This is a genomic window from Kitasatospora sp. NPDC022785 (assembly GCF_055561295.1).
This window is the reverse complement of sequence record NZ_JBVHHB010000004.1, coordinates 323,501-347,650: the sequence shown is the minus strand read 5'-3', so window position 1 is coordinate 347,650 and position 24,150 is coordinate 323,501. Positions and strand designations below refer to the sequence as shown.

Below are 24,150 nucleotides of genomic sequence, written 5' to 3'. Positions count from 1 at the left end.
CGGCGTGTTCGGCGGCTCCTCCCCGTTAAGGGGGACTTACCACCTGGGGTGCGGGCCTCCCGCTTGCTAAGGGGGGCTTACCAGTAGAGTGCACCCGACTGGTCAGGGTGTCAAGCCCCCCTTAGCATTGGGTCCATGGATCCCTCACGTGGAATGGGAGGCACCTGGCCGTGATCAGTGAAGTCAGCCGCGTCGCGGCCATCAAGGACCACCGAGTCCGCGTCAAAGAAGCTGTTCAGCTCATGGAAGAGCTGCAAGCGGCGGTGGTCGAGACGTCCCGGATGCGGAAGGAAAGCATCGCCTGGCTCCGGCAGAACGGCCTCTCCATGGCCGAGGTGGCGAAGCTGATGGGCGTCAGCCGCGCGAGGGTTGCTCAACTCAAGGATGCGGGCCCGCCGGCGGAGCGTGCCTTCCTCGGCGTCGATCGTGTGGCAGTCGCAGTGCCTCAGCGACCGGGAGAGCGCGATTACGTTGCCGTTGAGGACAGCGCCACGGGGCAGCAACTGATCAACCTGGCCCACCGGCTTCAGCTCGACGGCGAGCTTGAGTACATCCCCACCACCGGGGCGATCGACCTGAACCGCGATGGGCTGGTGGTCGTCTGCGGACCGAAGACCTCGCCCGTCACCGCAACAGCTCTCGCAGGCGACCCCCGCCTGTCCTTCGAGACCCTGGCGGACGGCCGGTGGGCATTGATCGACCGGGAAAGCGGCCAGGCCATCACGTCGCCGACTGACGATCCAGAGACGCCCCGACCGGCGGACGTGGCCTACCTCGGGCGACTGCCCCGACCGGACGGTGTCGGGACCTTCCTACTCGTTGCCGGTGTTCACGCGGTCGGATCGCTGGGCGTGGCTCGCTACCTGTCCGAGAACGTCGCCGAGCTGTACGGCGAAGTCGGGAGCGAGCCGTTCTCCATGGTCATCGGCTGTGACTACGAGGCAGGTACCAAGCGCGTGCTTGCGACCCAGGCCCTGACGGGTGTGCTCCGCCACGAGGCGGCCTGAGTTGCTGATAGCGACGGCGTCGGCCCCGAACCCGGGCCGGGCGAACGAGGACTTCGTCATAGCCGGTGCGGAGACCGTCGTCGTGCTCGACGGAGCAGGCCTGCCAAGTGCCGTCGAGACCGGCTGCGTGCACGGGGTGCCCTGGTTCGTCAGGAACCTCGGGGCGGCCATTTTCATGCAAGCCGCGGAGCGGCCGGCGAGCCTGACCGAGTGCCTGGCCGACGCGATCGCTTCAACAGCTCGACTCCATGCGGACACATGCGACTTGGCGAACCCCATGACGCCCTCGGCCACGGTGGCCGTTGCCCGAGTACGGGGGGGAGCCTTCGAGTGGCTCGCGCTCGCGGACTCGACCGTCGCCCTCAGTCTTTCAACGGGGATAGAGGTACACGCGGATCATCGCGTCTCCGGGGTTACCGATCGGCAACGCGTCGCTCTGCAACCAGAGTTGGCGCACTTGCAGGAGGGGGAGAGGCGTGTAGCCCTGGCGTGGGCTCAGCGAGAGGTCATGAACACCGTCGATGGGTACTGGGTTGCTTCCACAGAGCCCGGAGCTGCCGAGCAGAGCCTGACGGGAGCTGTGTCACTGTCCGAGCTTCACACGGCAGCGATCCTCACCGACGGAGCCGCCCGCGCAGTGGATGACTTCGGTGTCTTGGGCTGGCCGGACCTTCTCCGCAAGCTCGATGTCGACGGGCCGCACGGCCTCATCGAGTACACGCGAGATCTTGAACGCTCCGATCCGCACGGGCGTCGCTGGCCCCGCAGCAAGTGCCACGACGATGCCACCGCCGTACTCATGCGACCTGACTCGGGTGCCGGGAGAGGTTGAGGTTAGGCCGGTAGCCGGTGCGCGTGCGACCCCTGCCCGAAGCCCGGCGGGTGGAGAGGGGTAGGGAAGGAAGAGAGAGGGGTGGGGTGGGAGTGGGTGTTATGAGTTTCGCTACTGAGTCAAGGCGAGCTTCGCTCGCGGCGCTGGCCCGCCGCTCGCCTCCGCTCCTGTCTGCGCCCCGCGACGGCGGCGGCCGGCCGCGCCAGGGCGGACGGACGACGTAAGGACAAACCCGCCGGGGCCGGGGGCGGGCGCCGACGCGATCTTTACCCACCTCCCTGGCCCGGGACCCGCGTCGAGCAAGAACGGGGGGCCACTCGGCCAAATTGCGGTCAGGCCCAGAAGCCCTGACCGAGTCGCAACAGCTTACGGCCCCCCGATCATGCTCGACCCCAGACCAGACAGGACACCGGCCAAAGATCGCGCCAACGCCCGCGTGACTGCAGCTAGTGGTGCGAGACCAGCTTGTTGGTTGGTGGAGGTGTCAGTCCATCGAACGGCACCTACGCTTGATGTAAGCGGATCTGAAGGTTTCTGTGCCGTACCTGTCTGTGGATCTCGGAACCTCGTTAGAACGTCTCAGTTCCTCGTAGATGCTCTTCGAACCTCTCAGTTGCTCTCTATAGCCTGGGTTATAGTGAACAAGTCACGCTACTTGCGCACGTGCAAGGTCATCTTGCTCATGAGCAAGATGAGTCCTTGCTCTCTCGACTCTTCGAGTCACGCAAGACATAGAGGCTCCCAACAGAGGAGCCCGATCTCTGTTGGCGCAGAGACCGGGCTCATGTGTGGAGTAACCGAGTTGGGTCCGGCCGATCAGCTAACGGCCGGGCTCACTTGCGTTTACCTGGGCCTTCCGTCCGGTGTCCATCTCGATCATGAGGGCGCTGCCTAGCGCTTGAACCGCTCCACGCAGATCGCGATCGCCGTAACGGCCTCCAGGAGCTTGATCACCACCACGACTACCGCCGGGTTGATCTTGCTCTCCTTGGTACCGCCAGTCGTCCGCTTCCTCATGCTCGATCTCCTCGCTGTGTGAGAAAATCCCGGCGAACCGGGAGCCCCGGCCGAGTGCCGAGGCGACTGCGACCAGCGAGGGATCTGAACAGGTCTCAGCATACCTGCTCGACAAGGCCATCCGGGTGTATCGGTGGCGCCCCATCGGCTGCTAGAGCGGAAGGCGGTCCCGGGCGGTGGGTCCCGGGGCCGTCGCTGGGCCGTGCGAGGTCTACCAGGGGCGACCAACGTTGACAGTTGGTGACGGCAAACGGGCTGGTCAGCAGGTTGGGCAGGTGCCCAGCCGCTGACCAGCCCGGTGGTTGATCAGAACTTGTTCTTCGGGGTGAGCCCCAGGGAGAGGCCGGAGAGGCCGCGCTGGCGGCCGCCGAGCTTGCCGGCGACGGCGCGCAGGGCGGCGCCGGCCGGGGAGTCGGGGGCGGCGAGCACGACCGGGCGGCCGTCGTCGCCGCCCTCGCGCAGGCGGACGTCGATCGGGATCGAGCCGAGCACCGGGACGGTGGCACCGACGGTCCGGGTGAGCGCGTCGGCGACGGTCTGGCCGCCGCCGGTGCCGAACACGTCGATCATCTCGTCGCAGTGCGGGCACGGCATGCCGGACATGTTCTCGATCACGCCGACGATCTTCTGGTGGGTCTGCACCGCGATGGTGCCGGCCCGCTCGGCCACCTCGGCGGCGGCCATCTGCGGGGTGGTGACGATCAGGATCTCCGCGTTGGGGACCAGCTGCGCCACCGAGATCGCGATGTCGCCGGTGCCGGGCGGCAGGTCGAGCAGCAGGACGTCGAGGTCGCCCCAGTAGACGTCGGCCAGGAACTGCTGCAGCGCGCGGTGCAGCATCGGGCCGCGCCAGACCACGGGGGCGTTGCCCGGGGTGAACATGCCGATCGAGATGACCTTCACGCCGTTCGCCTGCGGCGGCATGATCATGTCCTGGACCTGGGTGGGCCGGCCCTCGACGCCCAGCATCCGCGGCACGCTGTGGCCGTAGATGTCGGCGTCCACCACGGCGACCTTGAGGCCGTCCGCGGCCATCGCGGCCGCCAGGTTCACCGTCACCGAGGACTTGCCGACGCCGCCCTTGCCGGAGGCGACCGCGTAGACGCGGGTCAGCGTGCCGGGCTTGGCGAACGGGATCTCCCTCTCGGGGGCCCCGCCGCGCAGCAGCTGGGAGAGCTCCTTGCGCTGCTCGTCGCTCATCACGTCGAGCTCCACCTCGACCCCGGTCACACCGGGGACCCTCCCGACCGCCTCGCGGACGCGGGTGACGATGGTGTCGCGCATCGGGCAGCCGGAGACCGTCAGGTAGACCGCGACGCGCACCGCGCCGCCCTCGGCGATCTCGACCGATTTCACCATGCCGATCTCGGTGATCGGGCGGTTGATCTCCGGGTCGTTGACGGTCGCCAGCGCCTGGCGTACGGACTCCTCCGTGACGCCGGCCGCGACCTCTGTCTCGTTGGCCATGCCTTGATGGTACGGCTCCGGGCGTACCGGTTAACCCGGCGGTAGCGTGCCGCCGGTCACAGCACCTCGGACGTCTCCCGGCGCTCGTCGATCTCCTTGAGCAGGGACTGCAGTTCGGAGCGGATGCTCCCCAGCTCCGAGGCGATGAAGGCCCGGGTGGCGACCTCGCCGAGGCCTTGGCGCAACGCGGCCACCTCGCGGGTCAGGTACTCGGTGTCGGCGATGTTGCGGTCGCTGCGGGCGCGGTCCTGCTCCATGTTGACGCGGTCCCGGTCGTCCTGGCGGTTCTGCGCGAGCAGGATCAGCGGCGCGGCGTACGAGGCCTGGAGCGAGAGCATCAGGGTGAGGAAGATGAAGGGGTAGTCGTCGAAGTGGACCTGGTCCGGCAGCACGGTGTTCCAGCCCACCCAGATGACCACCACGATCGTCATCCAGACGATGAACCGCCCGGTACCGAGGAAGCGGGCGATCCGCTCCGAGAGCTTGCCGAAGGCCTCCGGGTCGTACGTCGGCAGGGTGATCAGGCCGGGGCGGGTCGTCCGCGGCTGGTCGAGCCGGGAGCGGGCGGGGCCGCCGGCCGAGGGCTCGCGCCGTTCGCGGGCGCCCTCCCGGGCGCGCAGTTCGCGCAGCTGGCGCAGTTGCCGCAGCTCGCCCTGCAGGCGCTGGCGGGGACTGTCGTCCCGCCGGCCCTTGCGGTCAGCGTCCACCGGTGACCTCCCTCTCGTCGGCCGGCCCGTGCAGGGTGGCCTCGCGCCAGTCCTCGGGCAGCAGGTGGTCGAGCACGTCGTCGACGGTCACCGCACCGACGAGGTGGTCGGCCTCGTCGACCACGGGGGCGGCGACCATGTTGTACGTCGCGAGGTAGCTGGTGACCAGCGTCAGCGGGGTGTCCGGCGGAAGCGGGTCGAGGTCGTCGTCCACCAGCGAGCCGACCAGGGTGTACGGGGGCTCGCGGAGCAGCCGCTGGAAGTGCACGGTGCCCAGGTACTTGCCGGTCGGGGTCTCGTTCGGCGGGCGGCAGACGAAGACCTGCGCGGCCAGGGCCGGCTTGTTGTCGGAGACCCGCACCCGGGCGAGCGCCTCGGCCACGGTGGCGTCCGGCTCCAGCACGATGGGTTCGGTGGTCATCAGACCGCCGGCGGTGTTCTCCTCGTACTTCAGCAGGCGCCGGACCGGCTCGGCCTCCTCCGGCTCCATCAGCTGGAGCAGCCGCTCGGCCTCGTCGCCGGGCAGTTCGGAGAGCAGGTCGGCGGCGTCGTCCGGGTCCATCGCCTCCAGGACGTCGGCGGCGCGCTCGTCCTTCAGCTTGCCGATGATCTCGACCTGGTCGTCCTCGGGCAGCTCCTCCAGGACGTCGGCGAGCCGCTCGTCGTCCAGCGCGGCGGCCACCTCGGCGCGGCGCTTGGAGGAGAGGTGGTGCATGACGTTGGCGAGGTCGGCGGCGCGCAGCTGGTCGAAGGTGGCGAGCAGGTTGGCGGCGCCCTGGTTCTCCTCGGGGAGGGCGAAACCGGTGACGTCCTTCCAGTCCACGGTGATCGTCTCGCCCTTGGCCTTGCGCAGCCGGCCGACCCGGCCGACCTGGACGAAGACCTTGCTGATCTCCCACTCGCGCAGCCGGGACTGCACCATCGCGACGTCCAGGACGGTGACCTCCTGGCCGGTCTTGTTCCAGGTGACGGTGCGGTCCAGCAGCTCGCCGAGGACGAGGGTCTCGGACGGGCGCTGCTCGAAGCGGCGCATGTTGATGACGCCGGTGGTGAGCACCTGGCCGGACTCCAGGCTGGTCACCCTGGTCATCGGCAGGAAGATCCGGCGCCGGCCGATCACCTCGACCACCAGCCCGAGCACCCGGGGCGGGCGGCCGCCGAGGCGGAGCGAGACCACCACGTCACGGACCCGGCCGACCTGGTCGCCGTTCGGGTCGAAGACGGCGATGCCGGAGAGGTGCGAGATGAAGACCCGGCTGCCTGCCCCTGCCATGGACTCCCTCGCCTCGTTCGACCTGCTCGACGCCCGCACGGGCGCGGGGGAGCGCCCCGCGGCCAAGGCTACCCGGGCACTCCGGGCCCGGCCCGGCGAGGCACGGCCCGCGGCCGGGGCGCGTGACCTGGGGGGGAGCCGGCTCCGCGGCCGCACAGGAAGCCCGCCCGGCCGGCTTCCTGCTGCGGGGAGGTCCGGGGGGGATCCAGGGGGCTCCAGGGGAATCCGGGAGGATCCCGGGGTGGGGCTCAGCCCTTGCGGCGCTTGAGGAGCAGCTTGGGCAGCCCGGCCGGGATGGGCATCCGGGTGGTCGCGGGGGTGGGCATCGGGGCGGCGGCGTGCGAGGTGTCCGGCATGGCCCCGGGGTGCTCGGCCAGCGCGCCGGCCGGCTCCAGCCGCAGCACCCGGCACTCGCGGGCCCAGCGGTCGGCGATGGTGTCGGTGTCGGGCGCGTTCAGCCGCTTGCCCTTGAGCTCCTCCACGGCGCCGAGCCAGGCCTCGCCGCCCGGCGTCAGCTCGGTGACCCGGGCCGGCCAGCCGGTCAGCCGGCCGCCCTTGTCCTTGCTGCGCACGGTGACCACCGCGCCGACTCCGGCGGCGAGTCCGTGCAGCGGCTGCTCGCCGCCGTCGCCGACCACCACAACCGCGCCGTCGTACCAGGCGTGCCAGAGCGCCCGGCTCTGTTCCTGGCCGTCCGCGCGCACCCAGAGCAGGCCGGACTTCTTGGCAGCCTCCTCCAGCAGAGCCCGGTCGAGGAAGTCGTCGGCGGTCGCGGCTGCGGCAGGCGTACGGTCCATGGCGGACAGCGTAAGGCCTGGGGGCGTGTCGTCGGAGTACTGCCTGCCTGGCGGACACCGCTGCCCCGGCGACGCGCCCGCAGGACGCCCACGAGACGTCTCACTCGTCGGGCGACAGTGCCATGACGGCCCCATGGGCCTTACCTTAGGATCCGCCCGCACCCTCACGACGAGCCAGAGGAGCGCCGTGCCCGCCGCCCGGCCCGAGACCGCCGCCCCCGCCGATTCCGGCCGCACCGCCACCGCGGCCGGCCGGGTGCCCTCGCACCCGCTCCCCAAGCTCGACCTGCTGCTGCTCGCCGTCTCCGTCTCCGGCATCTCGCTCTCCGGGCCGCTGATCAGCGCCACCGCCGCCCCCGCCCTGGCGATCGCGTTCTGGCGCAACGTCATGTCGGTCGGCGTGCTGGGCCCGTACGCGCTGCTGCGGCACCGCGCCGAGCTGCGCGGGATCGGCGGACGGGCGCTGCTGCTGGCGGTGGCGGCCGGTGCGCTGCTCGCGGTGCACTTCGCGCTCTGGATGCCCAGCCTGCGGATGACCTCGGTGGCTTCGGCGACCGCGCTGGTGACCACCACCCCGCTCTGGACCATCCTGCTGATGCGGCTGCTCGGGGTGCGGGCGCCCAGGCTGGTCTGGACCGGCATGTCGGTGGCCTTCGCCGGCGTGCTGGTGCTCACCGGCGTCGACATGTCGCTGTCCCCGCGCGCCATGCTCGGCGACGCGCTGGCGCTCGGCGCCGGCCTCGCGGCGGCCGGGTACATGCTGCTGGGCGCCGAGGTCCGCAGGACCGTCAGCACCACCGCGTACACCCTGGTCTGCTACGCCACCACGGCGGTGGTGCTGCTGGTGATCTGCCTGGTCGCCGGGACCACGATGAGCGGCTGGCCGGCCGGGGCCTGGTGGCAGATCGTGCTGCTGATGGTCACCGCCCAGCTGCTCGGCCACTCGCTGAGCAACCGGGTGGTGCGCACCCTGGGCCCGTCCGTCACCTCCACCGCGATCCTGCTGGAGACCCCGGGGGCCGCGCTGATCGCCGCGCTCTGGCTCGGCCAGTGGCCCCCGGTGGCCGCCTACCCGGCGGTGGTGCTGATCCTGCTCGGCCTGGTCCTGGTCGCCCGCGGGGGCCGCAAGTAGCGCTCCGGCGGCCCCGGGCGGGGCTCTACAGCCAGCCGTTGCGGCGGAAGCCGCGGTACATGCCGATGCAGATCAGCACGACGCTGCCGAGCACCATCGGGTACCCGTACTTGTGGTGCAGCTCCGGCATGTAGTCGAAGTTCATGCCGTAGACACCGGTGATCATGGTGGGCACGGCGAAGATCGCCGCCCAGGCGGTGATCTTGCGCATGTCCTCGTTCTGCGCCACCGAGACCTGTGCCAGGTTGGCCTGGAGCAGCGAGTTGAGCAGTTCGTCGAAGCCGTGCACCTGCTCGGTGACCCGGGCGAGGTGGTCGGCGACGTCCCGGAAGTACTTCTGGATGTCCGGGTCGACCAGCCGCTGCAACGGCTCGGAGAGCTGCTGCATGGGCCGCAGCAACGGCGCCACCGCCCGCTTGAACTCCAGCACTTCGCGCTTGAGCTGGTAGACCCGGCCGACGTCGGTGCCCCGGCCGCCCTTGTTGGAGAAGACGTCGAACTCGATCTCGTCCACGTCGGTCTGCAGCCGGTCGGCGACCAGCAGGTAGTTGTCCACCACCTGGTCGGCGATCGCGTGCAGGACCGCGGACGGGCCCTTGGCGAGCAGCCCGGAGCCGTCCGCGTCGGCCTCCAGCCGGTGCCGCAGCTCCTGCAGCGAGCTGTGCCCGCCGTGCCGGACGGTGATCACGAAGTCCCGCCCGGCGAAGACCATCAGCTCGCCGGTCTCGACCACCTCGCTGGTCGGGGTGAGCTGGTCGTGCTCGACGTAGCGGATCGTCTTGAAGACGGCGAACAGGACGTCGTCGTACCGCTCGACCTTGGGCCGCTGGTGCGCGTGGACGGCGTCCTCGACCGCCAGCGGGTGCAGGCCGAAGCGCTGGGCGATGCCCTCGAACTCGGCCTCGGTCGGCTCGTGCAGCCCGATCCAGCTGAACGATCCTGCACCGTCCGGCACTTGCTGCGAGGCCTTGACGAGGCGGGCCGCCTCGCGCGGGCTGCAGCTCTCGCCCTGTCGCCGGCCGTGCTGGTAGACGGCGCAGTCCACCACCGCCGAGGTGGACGCGCCCGGGTGGATCGAGTCGAACAGGCCGGCCGCCGAGCGGCGGCGGTTGGTGCGGACGGCGGCGCGCAGGCTGTTGATCATCGACATGGCAGGCTCCCTGGGGCAGGAGCCGCCGCACGGCGGCGCGGTGACAGAAGTGGCCGTGGTGCGACGGCGAAGGAACACCGGTGGAAGGGCGCCTGCGGTCGGTCCTCGGCCTTGCTGGGGCACGCGCTGGAACGACCGGACGCCGGTGAGGGTGCTCTCCCGGGCCGGCCTGACACTGCCTCGGTCGTCTCGACGGACGCGGCGGGCCCAGCTACTGCTGGGGCTGTTTCAGCCTGCGTGACGAGGGGTACGGGGAAGGCGTCCGGGCCGGGTAGAGCTGCCGGTACTGCATGGTCGGCTGGTATCCACCGCAACCACCTCCTTCACGCCGCTGCCCCGGAGGAGGTAAGCATCCCCGGTGGCCAGTCGCTCACACTAACATCTGACCGGGCATTGCCGCTGCGGCGTTCCCGTGACGCTCGTGACAACCGGGCGGATGCCCCGGGTTACGCTCACGGCATGGCGCACGACTTCCCGCTCTTCGGCGACCCCTCCTCGGCCTCCGGCGGCGGTTCCCACGACCCCTCCGGACTCTCCCGTGAGGCGGTGCTGGCCGCCGTCGAGGCCCGGCTGCTGACCGCCTTCGGCGAACCGAGCGGCCGCGCGGCGGTCACCTTCCTCGGCGCGGACCGGATCGAGGTGCTGCGCTTCGGCCCGGACGCCGACGGCCTGGTCCGCTACGCCACGCTCGGGATGGCCGCCGCACCGATGGCCGACCCCACCGCGACCGTCGCCGACCAGGTCCGCGGCCCGCGCGCCGAACTGGTCCTGACGGTCCGTGGGGCGCGCGACAGCGTGCTCAGGACCTTGGCCACCTTCGCCGCGACCCCGCAGGTGGAGGGCCTGGTGGTGGCCCCCGGCGGCTCGCTGGACCTCGGCTCCCCGCTCTGGGACGGCGCGCCGTTCACCTCGGTGCTGGCCGCCGAGCCGGGCGGCCTGGTGCCCGATCTGGAGCTGGACGAGCCGGCCGACCCGGTGCGGTTCCTGCCGCTGCTGCCGATGACGCCCAACGAGGCCGGCTGGAAGCGCGTGCACGGCGCGGCCGCCCTGGAGGAGCGCTGGCTCCGGCACGGCGCCGACCTGCGCGACCCCGACCGCGGCGCGGTACCGCTGGACTGACACCGGCTCAGGCCGGGATCGGCGAGCGTCCGGGCGCTTCCGCACCCCGGCTCGCGCGCCGGGGAGGGCCTACCCCCCGATCGGCTTCGCGCCGGTGGCCTGCGCCACCAGCGCCTCGTAGACGGCGGGATCGGTGGTGTGCTCGCCGAGCCGGACGGTCTTGCGGCTGCCGTGGTAGTCGCTGGACCCGGTGGTCAGCAGGCCGAGCTCGGCGGCCAGCCCGCGCAGGTGCTCCCGGGCCGGCTCGTCGTGGTCGACGTGGTCGACCTCCAGCGCGGCCAGCCCGGCCGCCGCGAGGTCCGCGATCACCCGGTCGGAGACGGTCCGCCCGCGCTTGACCGCGCCCGGGTGCGCGAAGACCGGCACCCCGCCGGCCGCCCGGACCAGCCGGACCGCCTCGACCGGGTCGGTCTCGTGCTTGCGGACGTCTGCCCGCCCGCCGTTGGCCAGCCACTGCGGCGTGAACGCGTCCGAGACCGTGGCCACCACGCCGGCCTCGACCAGCGCGCTGGCGATGTGCGGCCGGCCCACCGAACCGGCGCCCGCGATCCGCTCGACCTGCTCCCAGCTGATGTCCGCACCCAGGGCGCGGCACCGCTCGACGATCGCCCGTCCGCGCCGGAACCGGTCGGTGCGCACCAGCTCGCGCTCCTGCGCGAACGCCGGCTCGGCCGGGTCGAACAGGTAGGCCAGCAGGTGCATGCTGATGCCGTCCACGACGCAGGACAGCTCGGCGCCCGGGACGAGGGTCAGCCGCGTGCCGGCCGGCAGCGCGTGCACCGCCTCGGCGGCCTCGGCATGGCCCCCCACCGTGTCGTGGTCGGTCAGCGCCACCACGTCCAGACCCGCGGCGACCGCCGCCGCGACCAGCTCGGCCGGGCTGTCGGTGCCGTCGGAGGCGTTGCTGTGGGCGTGCAGGTCGATGCGCACGGAGTCGGCTCCTGGGGTGGGCGGCGGGGTGCCGCCCAGGATAGTGCGGCCCCCGCGGGGCTCAGCCGAGCAGGCGGGGGGAGAGGGCCCCGCAGGGGAGCAGGTCCAGCTCGGCGCCGGCCTCGCGCAGGTCGGTGATGACCAGCTCGTCGTACATCACCAGCGCCGACTGCTCGGGCCAGGCCACTGCCCAGAGCCAGAGCCCGCGGGCCTCGCCGACGAAGACCGCGCGGTCGGCCGGTGCGTCCGGGACGTGGAACATCGGGGTGGGCCGTCCGGCCGCCATCAGCTTGGCGTCGGCGGGCTTGTAGAGGGCGACGGACTCGCCCGGGTCCGGGCCGGCCAGCCCCGCGTAGCGGGCGCCGAGCCCGACGCCCAGCTCCTCGGCGACCAGCACCAGCTCCCCGAAGCCGCCGAGCGGCGCCGGGCCGGAGCAGGCGACGGCGGTGGCCCGGGCGCCCGAGACGTCGTCACCGACGTGCGCGATGCCGGTGTAGAGCCAGCCGACCGGGAGCGGCCAGGGCAGCCAGACGGGGACCTGTGAACGGGCGACGGCGACGCCGAGCGCTTCCACGCTCGGGGGCAGCACCGGCTGCATCGGGTGCACGTCCCCGTGCCGGTCACACTGCCAGGTGTCTGAGAACAGACCGGGGGCGCGGACCCGACCGGCGCACCTCGGGCAGCTTGGCTCGCCCCTCATAGCCGACAACGCTCCTCCCTCCGGACCGCCGCGTCAAGGACGATCACCCGTACGGAGGGCGCGGCGGCACCTGTCGGTGGCGGGCGTCCGTCCGGCGCCGGGTGGGCGCGGTGCGGGCGGCTCCCGGTAGGGAATGTCCAGCGGCGGGCGGCGGCAAACGTCCGTCCCGCGGGCCGGGGAGACCCGGACGCACTGACGCCCCGTCATCGGCGATCGCGGCGACGGGGCGTCAGTCGGGTATCGGAACGTCGGTATCGGACGTTCCCGGGTCTTCGGCGGCGGGTGAGGGCTCCCGGTCGGAGGCGCCGCGCTGGGTCAGACGGTCGGGCACGGACGGATGAGCAGGCGCTCGCCGGTGCGGGCGGCGGCCTGGACGAACTCGCGGACGGTCTCGGCGTCGGCGATCAGTCGGTCGGTGGCGGTGCCGTTGGCGTCGTCCAGTCGGAGGATCTCGAAGCGCATGGGCGTCTCCTTTCCTGGCCCCGCGGTGCGGGGCGGTTGCGGCTGAGTCGGTATCAGCCCTTTCGGGGTCTGTCGCGTCGAACGGTCGACGGTCTGCTGTGGCAAAAGGGCTCCCCCCTGCTTGCCCAGGACCTCTGGTCCCGCGTGAACCACGGTGTCGTGGTGCTGCTACCGGGTCGTTGCTCGCCCGTAAAGTCCTGGTTTCGGCTGATTCGCGCCGACGTCGGGGTCGACGATGATTCCCGGACAGAATCAAATATTACCGTAACTAACGAATTTTGTCCCGTGCTGACGCCGGCCGGGCCGGTGGGAAGCACCGGAACCTGCTAGGCCCGGCTCCAGAAGCCGGCCAGCGCCTCGGCGGTGGCGGCCGGCTGCTCGGCGTTGGGGGAGTGGCCGGCGTCCTCGACCACCACCCGGCGGGCGCCCAGCCGTTCGGCCATCTTCGTCTGCTCCGGGACCGGCCAGGCGTAGTCCCGGACGCCGGAGAGCACCAGGGAGGGCAGCGCCCCGGCCGCCGCGGCCAGCTCGTCCACCCGGTCCGGCGCGTCGACCAGGTGGCTGCCGGTGGTCATGAGCGCCTGCGGCACGTTGGCCAGCCAGCGGCGGTGCAGGAACCCGGTGACCTCGGGGGTCCGGTGGCGGGCCGGGTCGCCCGAGCCCTCCTCCATCTGCTGGAGCACCTGCCAGATCTCCTCCAGGCTCATCGTCGGCAGTACCGAGATCAGCAGCTTGGTGCGCTCCGCCTCGCCCGGCTCGATCGCCCCCGGCCCGGTGGACATCAGGGTCAGCGACCGCCAGGGCAGCGGCCCCTCGGCGGCGGCCGCCAGCACGGCCTCCCGGACCACCTGGCCGCCGAAGGAGTGGCCCAGCAGGTGCAGCGGGCCGCCGTCGGCGGCCAGCACGGCGGAGAGCGCCCGGACGTCCGCGCCCAGGGCGTCGACGGCGTAGGCGGCGGGGTCGTCGGGGCCGCCGGTCTCGAACTGGCCGCGCTGGTCGACCGCGGTCACCCGGTAGCCGGCCGCCGCGAGCGGCTCCAGCAGCGCGATGAAGTCCTCCTTGCTGCCGGTGAACCCGGGCACCAGCAGCGCCGACCCGCGTACCGCGCCGGCCGGTTCGGCCAGCAGGGCGGCGAACTCCCCGCGGGCGGTGGCCACTCGCAGCGCACGCGCACAACGGGGGAGGGTGAGGAACGGCGGCGTGCTCATGGGCGGATCTCCTGGATCTCCTGCAGCTCTCCTGTGGCCCGGACGGACTGACCGGCCGGTAACCCTGAGCCTAGGGGGTGGGCGTGACGCACCCCGGGGCGTGAAACGCCGGAGGGGGTGGCCCGCCCCGACGTGCGGGACCGGGCCGCCCCCTCCGGGCGGTGCCTCAGGTGCGTCAGCTCTCCGGCGTCGCCTCGGTGGCCTCGGCGGCCGGGCGGCGGGCCCTGGTCCGGCGGCGCGGGGCCGGGGCCTCGGCCGGGGCGTCCGCGGCGGCCTCGGGCGCCGCAGCGCCCTCGGCGGCCGGCTCGGCCTTCGCCTTGGCCCGGCTGCGGGTGCGGCGGGCCGGCTTCTCCTCGGAGGCGGTCGCGGCCGTGGCCGTGGCCGTCTCGGCGACCGCGGCCGGAGCCTCGGCCACCGTGGCGACGGCGCTCTCGCCGGCGGCGGCGCTGCGCGGACGGCGCCGGCGGCGGCGCGGAGCCGCGGCCTCGCCCTCGGCACCCTCGACGGCCGGAGCCGCAGGGGCCGCCGGGGCATCGACCACAGCGGCGCCCTCGACGGGCGCGCCCGTCACCGCGTCGGCCGCGAGCGCGCTGCCGGCACGGGTGCGGCGGCGCTCACGGGTCCGGCGGGCCGGCTTCTCCTCGGGGGTCTCGACGGCGGCGGCGGGCTTGCCGGAGCCGCCCTTCGCGGCGGCCCGGCCACGGCCGCCGGCCGAACGCGAACCGCGTCCGCCGGTCTCGCCGAGGTCCTCGACCTCCTCCGCGCCGAGCCCGGCCCGGGTCCGCTCCGACCGCGGCAGGACACCGGTGGTGCCCTTGGCGATCTTCAGCAGCTCGTACAGGTGCGGCGAGGTGGAGTAGGTCTCCTCCGGCTCGTTGAACTTGAGGTCCAGCGCCTTGTTGATCAGCTGCCAGCGCGGGATGTCGTCCCAGTCGACCAGGGTGACGGCGGTGCCGGAGGCGCCGGCCCGGCCGGTGCGGCCGATCCGGTGCAGGTAGGTCTTCTCGTCCTCGGGGCACTGGTAGTTGATGACGTGCGTGACGCCCTCGACATCGATGCCGCGGGCCGCGACGTCGGTGCAGACCAGCACGTCGACCTTGCCGCTGCGGAAGGCCCGCAGCGCCTGCTCGCGGGCGCCCTGGCCGAGGTCCCCGTGGACCGCGCCGGCCGCGAAGCCGCGCTGGGTCAGCTGGTCGGAGACGTCGGCGGCGGTGCGCTTGGTCCGGCAGAAGATCATCGCCAGGCCGCGGCCGTCGGACTGCAGGATGCGCGAGACCATCTCCACCTTGTCGAGCGAGTGCGCCCGGAAGATGTGCTGGGTGGTGTTGGCCACGGTGTGGCCGGTGTCGTCCGGCGCGGCGGCCCGGATGTGGGTCGGCTGGCTCATGTACCGGCGGGCGAGGCTGATGACCTGGCCCGGCATGGTCGCCGAGAACAGCAGGGTCTGCCGCTTGGCGGGCAGCATGGTGATGATCTTCTCGACGTCGGGCAGGAAGCCCAGGTCGAGCATCTCGTCGGCCTCGTCGAGGACCAGCGCGCGGACCTTCGACAGGTCCAGCTTGCGCTGCCCCGCGAGGTCGAGCAGGCGACCCGGGGTGCCGACGATGATGTCGACGCCCTTCTTGAGCGCCTCGACCTGCGGCTCGTAGGCGCGGCCGCCGTAGATCGCGAGCACGCGGACGTCGCGGACCTTGCCGGCCGTCTGCAGGTCGTTGGTGACCTGGGTGCACAGCTCACGGGTCGGGACGACGATCAGCGCCTGCGGGCCGTCGGAGAGCTGGTCCTCGGTGGCGCGGCCGGCGTCGATGTCGGCGCGGACGACGACGCGCTCGATCAGCGGGAGGCCGAAACCGAGGGTCTTGCCGGTGCCGGTCTTGGCCTGGCCGATGACGTCGTGGCCGGTCAGCGCGACCGGGAGGGTCATCTCCTGGATGGGGAAGGGGTGGATGATGCCGACGGCCTCCAGGGCCTCGGCGGTCTCCGGGAGGATCCCCAGGTCCCGGAAAGTGGTCTTGGTGGGTTCAGCGGTGGTGGACAGGGTGCTGCCTCTTCCGTGTGGTGGGGCCGAGAGCGAGAGAGCGGCGGGCAGCCGCGCGGCTGCGTACGGGCCGGGGGCCCTGAATACAGCTGCGCGGACGCACAACCGCGCCGGTCCCTGCGGCCGGCCGGTGCGCGCGGCCCGGTCAAGGGGCGCGTCTCCGGCGGCGTCGGGGAGGATTTCCCGTGAGGGACCTGCGCGGGACCTTGCGCCGGGCGGCGCGGTCCGCGGCGGCCCTCGCTCGGCCACTGATGCGGTGCCAAGGCTTGAAGTCCAAGCCATGGTCGGAGCCGATCGGCTCTCCGACCGGGCATCCGCGTACGTGAGTACCCGGCTTCCGGTACGGACACGTCCTGAGGGACGGTCCCGCTACGGAGCGGGCTTGCCCGGCGCACCGAGACGTCGGTGACACCGTGCGAGCACTACGGGCCTCCCTACCACCATACCGTGACGGGCCGACTCGAACACGTGACGCGCATGACATCGCTGCTCGGAGGGCCTGCGGGGCGGCGGGAGGCCTGCTCGCGCGGTGCGCGGCGGCCGGGCCCGGGGCCGGGGCGGCGGGTGGCGCACCATGCGTGTGCGGGAGGGCGGTCGGCACTAAGGTGGCAGGTCATGGAGACCCATGGTGAGACGCAGGACGACGGGGCCGGTTCGATCGGGGACTGGGCGAGCTGCTCGGCCGACCCCGGCTACCGGGCGGCCGTGCTGGATCTGCTCGGCGCCCTCGCCTACGGCGAGCTGAGCGCCTTCGAGCGGCTCGCCGAGGACGCCAAGCTCGCGCCGGACCTCGCCGACAAGGCCGCGCTGGCCCGGATGGCCTCCGCCGAGTTCCAGCACTACCAGCGGCTGCACGACCGGCTCGACGAGGTGGGCGCCGACCCGCAGGAGGCGATGCGGCCGTTCGTCGAACCGCTGGAGCTGTTCCACCGGATGACCGCGCCGTCGGACTGGCTGGAGGGCCTGGTCAAGGCCTACGTGGGCGACGCGATCGCCACCGACTTCTACCGCGAGGTGGCCGTCCGCCTGGACGACGACACCCGCGACCTGGTCCTCGGCGTGATGTCGGACACCGGGCACGCGCAGTTCGCCGTCGACAAGGTGCGGCAGGCCATCGAGGCCGACCCGCGGGCCGGCGGCCGGCTGGCGCTCTGGGGTCGGCGGCTGATGGGCGAGGCGCTGAGCCAGGCGCAGCGGGTGGTCGCCGAGCGGGACGCGCTCTCCAACCTGCTGGTCGGCGGCATGCACGTACAGGGCTTCGACCTGGTCGAGGTTGGCAAGATGTTCAACCGGATCACCGAGGCGCACACCAAGCGGATGGCCGCGCTGGGCCTCGCGTCCTAGACCTGGTGGATCGCGCGCCCGGCGGGAGCGGGCCTGCGGCCGTCAGGCGGGCCGGTGCCGGCGGTGGGCCCCGGCCCGGTGCGGGTGGTGCCGGTGGGCGGGCTGGCGCCCGGCGGCGAGGTCGGGTCGGGCCAGCACCGAGGTGAGCAGGGCCGAGGCGACCGCCGAGACCGCGATGCTGACCGCCGGGAACCCGCCGTCCATCGTGAAGTGCGCGATCACCCCGGCGAGCAGCGCCGAGACCAGTGCCGTCCCCATCGTCAGCCCCCGGCCGGCCGGGAAGTACGCGGGCAGTGAAAGCAGCGCGGCAGCGCCGACGATCAAGCCGACGAGGGCGAAGGCGAGCGTCTCGACTAGCAAGGGTGCCTCCCCGGGGCGGGTGTGCGGCGCTCGGGCGGCCGCACTGTCGCCGTACCCCGGTCCTCCCGGCCGTACACGCCGTGCCGCGGAACAGCTCAGAGCGTGCCGAACCCGACCTTGCGGGCGGCCGGCTCGCCGATCTCCACGTACGCCAGGCGCTCGGCCGGGACGATGACGCGGCGGCCGTGCTCGTCGGTCAGCGCGAAGAGCTTCGAGGGGCCCTCCAGCGCCTTGGCGATCGCGCTCTCGACCTCATCGGCAGTCTGCGAGCTCTCGATCACGATCTCGCGCGGCGCGTTCTGCACGCCGATCTTGACCTCCACGGCTTCCGTCCCTCCGGGGTTGCAGCCATCCACGCGCGGTTCCGGACCGCCTGGGACAGGCGATCGCGGCGACCGCGCCGTACGGCTTCACCATAGAGCACCGGATCAAGGCCGAGGCGAACGTCGGTGGATCACTGCTCGGCGGAGCCCTCGGCCTGCTCGGAGCCGGGGTGCATCGGGAAGCCCTTCAGGCCGCGCCAGGCCAGGCTGGCGACCAGCCGGACGGCCTCGTCGCGCGGGATCTCCAGGCCCTGGGAGAGCCAGTAGCGGGCGGTGATCTGGGCCAGGCCGCAGACGCCGGCGGCGAGCAGCTTGGACTCGGCCTCGGGGAGGTCGGTGTCCTCCTGGATGACCTTGCTGACCAGCGTCGCGCTGGCCTCCGAGGCCCGCTCGACGCGCTCGCGCACGGCCGGCTCGTTGGTCAGGTCCGACTCGAAGACCAGCCGGAAGGCGCCGGACTCGCTGGAGACGTAGTTGAAGTACGCCTCCATCGTCGCGGCGACCCGCAGCTTGTTGTCGGTGGTCGTCGACAGGGCGTCGCGGGTGGACTCGACCAGGGCGTCGCAGTGCTTGTCCAGCAGCGCCAGGTAGAGCTCCAGCTTTCCGGGGAAGTGCTGGTACAGCACCGGCTTGCTGACCCCGGCGCGATCGGCGATGTCGTCCATGGCGGCCGCGTGGTAACCCTGCGCGACGAACACCTCCTGGGCGGCACCGAGCAGTTGTTCACGGCGGGCGCTTCGCGGCAGGCGGGCACCGCGCGGGCGCTCCTGCGCCTCCTGGATGGCCGTCACGGCGCTCCTCACTTCACGGGTTGTTCGGGGCTGGCAAGATGACCGATTCTACTTTTCGGTAACCGCGTTCGCGCTTGGCGAGCGGAAGAAAAGCACGGAGCCCCCTTGTCAGGAGCCCACAATACGGCGCTGACCATGGGCAACGGCAGTGGTGTGACATGAGCTGAGACGGTCGGTCCCGCCCGGGGCCCCGCCGCCGGGGGCTCACTACCATCGTCCACCATGAGCAGCGCTGAGCAGCAGATACGCACAGAGGCGGGGGAGCCCGCACCGTTCCGTACGGTCGAGGTGCCCGGTGCGGCGCTGGCGGTCCACCGGCCCGCCGCGGACGCCGGCACGGCCGAGGGGCGGGAACCGGCCCTCTTCGTCCACGGGCTCGGCGGCTCGGCCGGCAACTGGACGGCGCTGATGGCCGCACTCTCCGGCCTGGTCGACGGCGAGGCCGTGGACCTGCCCGGCTTCGGCCACTCCGCGCCGCCCGCCGACGGCAACCTCACCGTCTCCGGGCATGTCCGGGCGGTGATCGGCTACCTGGAGGCGGCCGGGCGCGGCCCGGTGCACCTCTTCGGCAACTCGCTCGGCGGCGCCGTCTCCGTGCGGCTCGCCGCGCTCCGGCCGGACCTCGTGCGCAGCCTCACCCTGATCTCGCCGGCGCTGCCCGAGCTGCCGCCGCAGCGCACCGCCTGGCCGACCGGCCTGCTCGCGGTCCCCGGCGTCCCCACGCTGCTGCGCCGGCTGCCGGCGAACGGGCGGAGCGCCGAGGACGCCACCGAGGGGCTGCTGCGGCTGATCTACGGCGACCCGCAGGGCCTGTCCCCGGCCACCCGGGCCGAGGCGGTGGCGGAGTACCGCCGGCGCAGCGAGGTGCCGCACGCGATGGAGGCGCTCATCGGCTCGGCGCGCGGGATCGTCTCCGCCTACACCGAGCGCGGGGACCAGGCGCTCTGGCGGCAGGCCGGGCGGGTGACGGCGCCGACGCTGCTGGTGTACGGCCTGCGGGACAAGCTGGTCTCCTACCGCTCGGCGCGGCGGGCCTGCAACGCCTTCGCGGACGCCCGGCTGCTGGTGCTGCCGGAGTCGGGGCACGTGGCGATGATGGAGCACCCGGAGCAGGTGGCCCGGGCGGTGCGGGAGCTGCTCGTGCGGGCCTGAGGGCGGGCGGGGGCGCCTCGGGGCGGACCCGGGAAGGCGGGCGACCAGGGCGTGGGTGAGGGCGCGGACCGGGCACAGCGGTCCGCGCCCGGTTTTTTTGGTGCGCCGTAACGCCCCGGCCCGGGGCAAGGTCACGCCGGTTCACTCGTTCAGGTGGCAGCCAGGCATGTGACCGATGGATCGCCGGAGGCCGGTCCTACCTTTCTGCTGTCGGACCGAACACATGTGGGGGAGTCGCGGCCGCCGAGCATCCGGAAGGCGGCCGCAAGCAGGGGTACCGGCGTGCGGCTCCGCGGTCCTCATGCCCATTCGAGTAGCAAGCCCTTGCCTGCACCGCCCCTGCCGAGGGGGCAAGCCCCGGCAAGGGGTAGCAAAGGAGGTCTCCCGTGCGCGTTGCCCTGCTCACCGAAGGTGTCCGCATGAGTCCGGAGCGTGGCACCGGCACCTGGTTCGACCGGCTGGCCGAAGGCCTGCGGGAGCACGACTTCGAGTTGTACGTGCTGGCGGGCCGGGGGGTCGGGGCCGGCGCCCGGGGCCGCTGGCTCGGGGTGCACGAACTGGCCCTCTGGGGGCACCGGCCGGGTGGCCGGCTGCCGGGAGCCCTGCGCAGACGGCAGTACGGGCGGGCGTACGAGGAGCTGGTCCGGGCACTGGTCATGCCGGGGGAGCGGACCGCCTTCGGCGCCGGGCTGTACCAGCTGGCGGCGCTCGCCAGGGAGGACGGCGCGCTGCCGGCGTTCCTCGCCTCGGCGCACGCGCGGCGCACGCTGGAGCGGGTGTGGCGCTCCCCGGGCGCCGACACCTCGGCCGGGCAGCCGCTGGTCTGCGACGTGCTGGTCGCGGCGGACCTGCTGGAGCAGTGCCTGCGGCCGCTCTCCGCGCCCTGGTACGGCGCCGGACCGGGCGGCCTCGGTGGTGCCGATCTCTGCCACGTGGTCGGCGGCGGCCCGGCCGCACTGCCCGCGCTGGTGGCCAAGCAGATGCACGGGGTGCCGTTCGTCGTCACCGAGCACGGTCTGCACCTGCGCGAGCAGTACCTCGGGTACCGCGAGGCGCCGTACCGGTGGCCGGTCCGGGCGCTGCTGCTCTCGTTCTTCCGGGCGCTCACCGAGGAGACGTACCGGCAGGCCGCGATACTGACCCCAGGCAGCGCCCACGACCAGCAGTGGCAGCGGCGCTGCGGGGCCGACCCGGCGCGGACCAGGGTGGTCCACGAGGGCACCCCGGCGGTGGCCCGGGCGGCGGCCGGCCCGGAGCCCGTCGAGCCGACCCTGGTCTGGGCGGGCGCACTGGAGCCGGGCCGGGACACCGAGCTGATGCTGCACGCCTTCGCGCGGGTCCGGGCCGCGCTGCCCGCGGCGCGGCTGGTGGTCCACGGCGAGGAGGCCGTCCGCGGCTACCGGGCACACTGCGAGGCGGTCGCCGGGCGGCTGGGGGTGGCCGGTGCGGTGGAGTTCGCCGGGCGGCCGGAGTCGACCGCACGGGCCTGGGAGGGCGCCACCGTGGTGGTCTTCTCGGCGCTCTCCCAGCGCAGCCCCCGGCTGCTGGCCGACGCGATGCTGAGCGGCCGGGCGGTGGTCTCGACCGATGTCGGGGTGGTCCGGGAGGTGGTCGGGCCGACCGGGCTGCTCGTCCCGCCGCGTGACCCGCAGGCGCTGGCCGGTGCCTGCCTGGCGCTGCTGCAGGACGAGGAGCGGCGGGCGCGGCTCGGCCTGGCGGGGCGGCTGCGGGCGCAGGAACGCTTCGCCGTCGAGCCGGTGATCGCGGCGTTCCGGGAGATCTACCTGGAGCTGGTCTCGCAGTGGCCGGCCTTCCCGGCCGCGGCCGGCGGTGGGGCGGGCGCGCAGCCGCGCCCGTTCGCCCGGCCCGCCGAGTACTGGCTGGCGGACCGCCGGGGCGAGGGCCTTGAGGGCGCGGAGGGTACGGGGGCGGGCGGGGACGCTCCGGAGGCGGCGGCCGACCGGCCGGGCGCCCTCGCGGAGGCGGTCTGATGGCGGGCGGCGGTCTGGCGGCCGGGGCCACCGGGGCTTCAGCGGTGCCCGGGGCACCCGCGGCGCCGGGGCTCTGCGGTGATCCGGTCCGGGAGGTGATGGCGGAGCACCGGGAGCTCTGCGAGCCGGCCGTCGACCCGCTGGACCTCGCCGTCCGGCTGGAGGAGGCCGGTCTGGGCCAGGAGGCGGCGGCGCGCTGCCGGCACGCGGACCTGTTCGGGCTCGCCGAGGAGCTGTACGCGCGGGTGCCGCGCCGACCGGCCGCGGCCCCGGCGGCCGACGAGGAGGAGGCGGGGGAGGAGGGCCGGCCGAGGCGCTACGGCGTGGCGTTGCGGGCGTCGGTGTGCGCGGGGCTGCCGGTCGCGGCGGCGGCCGCACTCGGTGGCCGGTGGCCGGTGCTGCTCCCGGCGGCCGCCGCGCTCACGCTGCTGCGGGCGGGACCGGCGTCGGCGGCGGGACCGGCGGCGTCGGAAGCGTCGGAGGCGAGACTCTCTGCACCCGGCCCCGCCACCGCCGTCGACCTCGGACCCGGCCCGTCCGCCGCCTCCTGGCAGGGCGCGCCGCACCCGGCCGGGCCGCGGCGGTGGCGGCCGGACGCCCTGGGCCACGGGGCCGGGGTGGCCGGGCTGCTGCTGCTCCCGCTCGCCGGGGCGACCGGCGGGGCCGGTGACGGCCGGGTGACGGCCGCGCTGGTGCTGGCGGCGGCGCTGTCGGCCGGGTCGGCCGAGTGGGCCGGGCGCTGGTTCCGGCACATCGGCCGCGGCCATCTGCGGACGGCGGGCACGCTCGCCGAGTTCCGCGCCCGGATGCGGCCGGTGCTGCCGGTGGCCGTGGTCCTGCACCTGGCCGTGCTGGCGGTGCTCAGCTTCGCCGCGCTCGCCGTGCTGACCGCCGTCGCCCCGCGTCCCGGGCCGGGCCACGACGGCGGGCTGCTGCACCTGGTGGCCGAGCGCGCCGGTCCCGTCCAGTGGGCGGCGCAGGGCGTGCTGGGCCTGCTGCTGGTGCTGCCCGCGGTGCTGGCGCACTGCGGCCGCGGCGGCCTGGCCGCGCTGGGCGCGCTCGCCGGGGCGGTGGCCGCCGGCGTCCCGCTCGCGCTGGGCCGGTCCGCGGCGGCGGCCGGGCTGCTCGGCGGCGGGGCCGTCGCGCTGGCGCTGCTGGCGTACGCGTGGCCGGTGCTCGGCCGGGCCGGGGCGCACCGCTGACTCTTCCTGCTCGTCAACGCTCTGTCCGTCAACTCTGTCCGCCAGGTCGTCCCCGACCTCGCTTCGTGGAAGGACACCCCCGATGAGGGTGCTGCTGCTGGGTGCCGACGGCTTCATCGGCCGCCGGGTCACCGATCGTCTGCTCGTGGACCAGGAGTTGCAGGTGACGGTGCTCGGTCGGCGTGACTCGGCCGACATCCGCTTCGACCTGACCGCCGGCAGTCCGGGCGCGCTGGCCCGGTTCCTGGACGCGGTCGCGCCCCAGGTGGTGATCAACTGTGCGGGCGCCACCTACGGCAGCTCCCGCACCCTGATCCGGGCCAACACGCTGGCCGTCGCCACCGTCTGCGAGGCGATCCGGCGCAGCCGGGAGCCGGCCCGGCTGGTGCACGTCGGGTCGGCGGCGGAGTACGGGCCGGTGCCGGGCGGGGTGCCGGTGTCGGAGAGCGCCGAGCCGCGGCCGGTCGGCCCGTACGGGGTGTCCAAGCTCGCCGGGACGGAGCTGGTGCTGGCCTCGGGGCTGGACGCGACGGTGCTGCGGGTGTTCGACGTGGTGGGGCCGGGGGCGCCGACGGCCTCGCTGTTCGGGCGGCTCGCCGAGGGGCTGCGGCGGGCGCTGGAGCGGGGCGAGCCGCAGGTGCGGATGCCGGACCTGTCCGGATACCGGGATTTCGTGGACGTCCGGGACGTCGCGCGGGCGATCCAGGCGGCGGCGGTCTCGGCGGCCACCGGGGTGATCAACATCGGCAGCGGGCACGCCGTCCGGGCCCGGGAGGCGGCCCAGCTGCTGGTCCGGGCGTCCGGCTTCGAGGGGGCGATCGTGGAGGAGAACCGGCAGGTCCTGCTGCCCGCGCAGGCGGGCGGGCCGGTCGAGCACGGCGTCCCGCACCTGGGGCAGCACCACCTGCCGGGGCACCGCTCGCCGGAGCCCCGGCAGGCCGAGGGGCGCGGCCCGTCGGGCGAGCCGGTGCCGTGGCGGCAGGCGGACGTGCGGACCGCCCGGGACCGTCTCGGCTGGCGGACACAGGTGCCGCTGGAGGAGTCGTTGGGGGACGTCTGGCTGGAGACGGCCTGCCGGGTCTGACCCCCGGCGGCCGGCGCGGCAGGAGGCGCCAACAGCCCAGTGGTGGCGGGCCGCAGCGCCTCCG

23 protein-coding genes are annotated in these 24,150 nt (G+C 73.6%); 9 read left to right on the top strand and 14 right to left on the bottom strand.

Translation table 11 applies throughout. The features are described 5' to 3' along the window. Positions 1 to 170 precede the first annotated feature (170 nt). Both ACZ3YO_RS09315 and ACZ3YO_RS09310 read left to right on the top strand, forming a co-directional pair. On the top strand, positions 171 to 1,007 hold the full coding sequence (locus tag ACZ3YO_RS09315) for a sigma-70 family RNA polymerase sigma factor (protein WP_465566887.1): 837 nt from the start codon (positions 171 to 173) through the stop codon (positions 1,005 to 1,007). A gap of 1 nt (position 1,008) precedes the next feature. Then, positions 1,009 to 1,839 (top strand): hypothetical protein, encoded by an 831-nt coding sequence (locus tag ACZ3YO_RS09310; RefSeq protein ID WP_465566884.1) that lies wholly within the window; start codon positions 1,009 to 1,011, stop codon positions 1,837 to 1,839. 891 nt (positions 1,840 to 2,730) lie between these two features. Here ACZ3YO_RS09310 and ACZ3YO_RS09305 read toward each other — a convergent pair. The 5 genes from ACZ3YO_RS09305 to ACZ3YO_RS09285 form a co-directional block, all read right to left on the bottom strand. Beyond that, entirely contained in the window at positions 2,731 to 2,856 is a 126-nt protein-coding gene (locus tag ACZ3YO_RS09305) for a hypothetical protein (protein ID WP_465566881.1), read from the bottom strand. Positions 2,857 to 3,162: 306 nt separating this feature from the next. Beyond that, positions 3,163 to 4,323: an Mrp/NBP35 family ATP-binding protein gene (locus ACZ3YO_RS09300; protein ID WP_148643045.1), complete on the bottom strand. Its 1,161-nt coding sequence runs from the start codon at positions 4,321 to 4,323 to the stop codon at positions 3,163 to 3,165. Positions 4,324 to 4,379: 56 nt separating this feature from the next. Beyond that, the gene (locus ACZ3YO_RS09295; RefSeq protein WP_465546580.1) at positions 4,380 to 4,970 is read right to left on the bottom strand and encodes a DUF1003 domain-containing protein; all 591 of its coding nucleotides are present in this window, start codon (positions 4,968 to 4,970) and stop codon (positions 4,380 to 4,382) included. Positions 4,971 to 5,019: 49 nt separating this feature from the next. Next, entirely contained in the window at positions 5,020 to 6,303 is a 1,284-nt protein-coding gene (locus ACZ3YO_RS09290) for a magnesium transporter MgtE N-terminal domain-containing protein (protein ID WP_465566878.1), read from the bottom strand. Positions 6,304 to 6,551: 248 nt separating this feature from the next. Further along, a complete protein-coding gene (locus tag ACZ3YO_RS09285; protein ID WP_465566875.1) occupies positions 6,552 to 7,100 on the bottom strand; it encodes a hypothetical protein in 549 nt (182 codons plus the stop codon). Between the two features lie 187 nt (positions 7,101 to 7,287). On the opposite strand from ACZ3YO_RS09285, the gene ACZ3YO_RS09280 reads away from it, so the two are divergent. Then, positions 7,288 to 8,232, top strand: a complete 945-nt coding sequence (locus ACZ3YO_RS09280; RefSeq protein ID WP_465566872.1) for a DMT family transporter — start codon at positions 7,288 to 7,290, stop codon at positions 8,230 to 8,232. A gap of 25 nt (positions 8,233 to 8,257) precedes the next feature. On the opposite strand, the gene corA is transcribed toward ACZ3YO_RS09280, so the two are convergent. Beyond that, positions 8,258 to 9,382 carry a magnesium/cobalt transporter CorA gene (gene corA, locus ACZ3YO_RS09275; RefSeq protein ID WP_396320704.1) on the bottom strand — a complete coding sequence of 375 codons (1,125 nt, stop codon included), beginning with the start codon at positions 9,380 to 9,382 and terminating at the stop codon, positions 8,258 to 8,260. Between the two features lie 459 nt (positions 9,383 to 9,841). Here corA and ACZ3YO_RS09270 point away from each other — a divergent pair, with 459 nt between their 5' ends. Continuing rightward, on the top strand, positions 9,842 to 10,501 hold the full coding sequence (locus ACZ3YO_RS09270) for a suppressor of fused domain protein (RefSeq protein ID WP_465566868.1): 660 nt from the start codon (positions 9,842 to 9,844) through the stop codon (positions 10,499 to 10,501). A 69-nt stretch (positions 10,502 to 10,570) separates the two neighbouring features. Here ACZ3YO_RS09270 and ACZ3YO_RS09265 read toward each other — a convergent pair whose 3' ends face one another. The 5 genes from ACZ3YO_RS09265 to ACZ3YO_RS09245 form a co-directional block, all read right to left on the bottom strand. Next, a complete protein-coding gene (locus ACZ3YO_RS09265) occupies positions 10,571 to 11,431 on the bottom strand; it encodes a PHP domain-containing protein (RefSeq protein ID WP_465566865.1) in 861 nt (286 codons plus the stop codon). Positions 11,432 to 11,492: 61 nt separating this feature from the next. Further along, the gene (locus ACZ3YO_RS09260; protein ID WP_396320707.1) at positions 11,493 to 12,131 is read right to left on the bottom strand and encodes a DUF6758 family protein; all 639 of its coding nucleotides are present in this window, start codon (positions 12,129 to 12,131) and stop codon (positions 11,493 to 11,495) included. 315 nt (positions 12,132 to 12,446) lie between these two features. Then, positions 12,447 to 12,593, bottom strand: coding sequence for a hypothetical protein (locus ACZ3YO_RS09255; protein ID WP_153882781.1), 147 nt, complete (start codon positions 12,591 to 12,593; stop codon positions 12,447 to 12,449). 326 nt (positions 12,594 to 12,919) lie between these two features. After that, on the bottom strand, positions 12,920 to 13,801 hold the full coding sequence (locus ACZ3YO_RS09250) for an alpha/beta fold hydrolase (RefSeq protein ID WP_465566860.1): 882 nt from the start codon (positions 13,799 to 13,801) through the stop codon (positions 12,920 to 12,922). A 175-nt stretch (positions 13,802 to 13,976) separates the two neighbouring features. Beyond that, positions 13,977 to 15,725, bottom strand: coding sequence for a DEAD/DEAH box helicase (locus tag ACZ3YO_RS09245; RefSeq protein ID WP_465566857.1), 1,749 nt, complete (start codon positions 15,723 to 15,725; stop codon positions 13,977 to 13,979). 729 nt (positions 15,726 to 16,454) lie between these two features. Between ACZ3YO_RS09245 and ACZ3YO_RS09240 the strand changes: the two genes are divergently transcribed. Next, the gene (locus ACZ3YO_RS09240; RefSeq protein ID WP_396320710.1) at positions 16,455 to 17,183 is read left to right on the top strand and encodes a ferritin-like fold-containing protein; all 729 of its coding nucleotides are present in this window, start codon (positions 16,455 to 16,457) and stop codon (positions 17,181 to 17,183) included. Positions 17,184 to 17,225: 42 nt separating this feature from the next. Here ACZ3YO_RS09240 and ACZ3YO_RS09235 read toward each other — a convergent pair whose 3' ends face one another. From ACZ3YO_RS09235 to ACZ3YO_RS09225, 3 genes are all read right to left on the bottom strand, one after another. Next, a complete protein-coding gene (locus ACZ3YO_RS09235) occupies positions 17,226 to 17,543 on the bottom strand; it encodes a hypothetical protein (protein WP_396320711.1) in 318 nt (105 codons plus the stop codon). A gap of 95 nt (positions 17,544 to 17,638) precedes the next feature. Further along, the gene (locus tag ACZ3YO_RS09230) at positions 17,639 to 17,866 is read right to left on the bottom strand and encodes a DUF3107 domain-containing protein (protein ID WP_396320712.1); all 228 of its coding nucleotides are present in this window, start codon (positions 17,864 to 17,866) and stop codon (positions 17,639 to 17,641) included. Positions 17,867 to 17,997: 131 nt separating this feature from the next. Next, positions 17,998 to 18,657, bottom strand: a complete 660-nt coding sequence (locus tag ACZ3YO_RS09225; RefSeq protein WP_465546204.1) for a TetR/AcrR family transcriptional regulator — start codon at positions 18,655 to 18,657, stop codon at positions 17,998 to 18,000. Between the two features lie 222 nt (positions 18,658 to 18,879). Between ACZ3YO_RS09225 and ACZ3YO_RS09220 the strand changes: the two genes are divergently transcribed. The 4 genes from ACZ3YO_RS09220 (at position 18,880) to ACZ3YO_RS09205 (ending at position 24,086) form a co-directional block, all read left to right on the top strand. After that, complete coding sequence (locus ACZ3YO_RS09220) at positions 18,880 to 19,809, top strand: alpha/beta fold hydrolase (protein ID WP_465566852.1); 930 nt, start codon at positions 18,880 to 18,882, stop codon at positions 19,807 to 19,809. 419 nt (positions 19,810 to 20,228) lie between these two features. After that, positions 20,229 to 21,800, top strand: a complete 1,572-nt coding sequence (locus tag ACZ3YO_RS09215) for a glycosyltransferase (RefSeq protein ID WP_465566849.1) — start codon at positions 20,229 to 20,231, stop codon at positions 21,798 to 21,800. Positions 21,801 to 21,898: 98 nt separating this feature from the next. After that, positions 21,899 to 23,002, top strand: a complete 1,104-nt coding sequence (locus ACZ3YO_RS09210) for a hypothetical protein (protein WP_465566846.1) — start codon at positions 21,899 to 21,901, stop codon at positions 23,000 to 23,002. Positions 23,003 to 23,084: 82 nt separating this feature from the next. After that, positions 23,085 to 24,086, top strand: coding sequence for an NAD-dependent epimerase/dehydratase family protein (locus tag ACZ3YO_RS09205; RefSeq protein ID WP_465566843.1), 1,002 nt, complete (start codon positions 23,085 to 23,087; stop codon positions 24,084 to 24,086). The last annotated feature ends 64 nt before the right edge of the window (positions 24,087 to 24,150 follow it).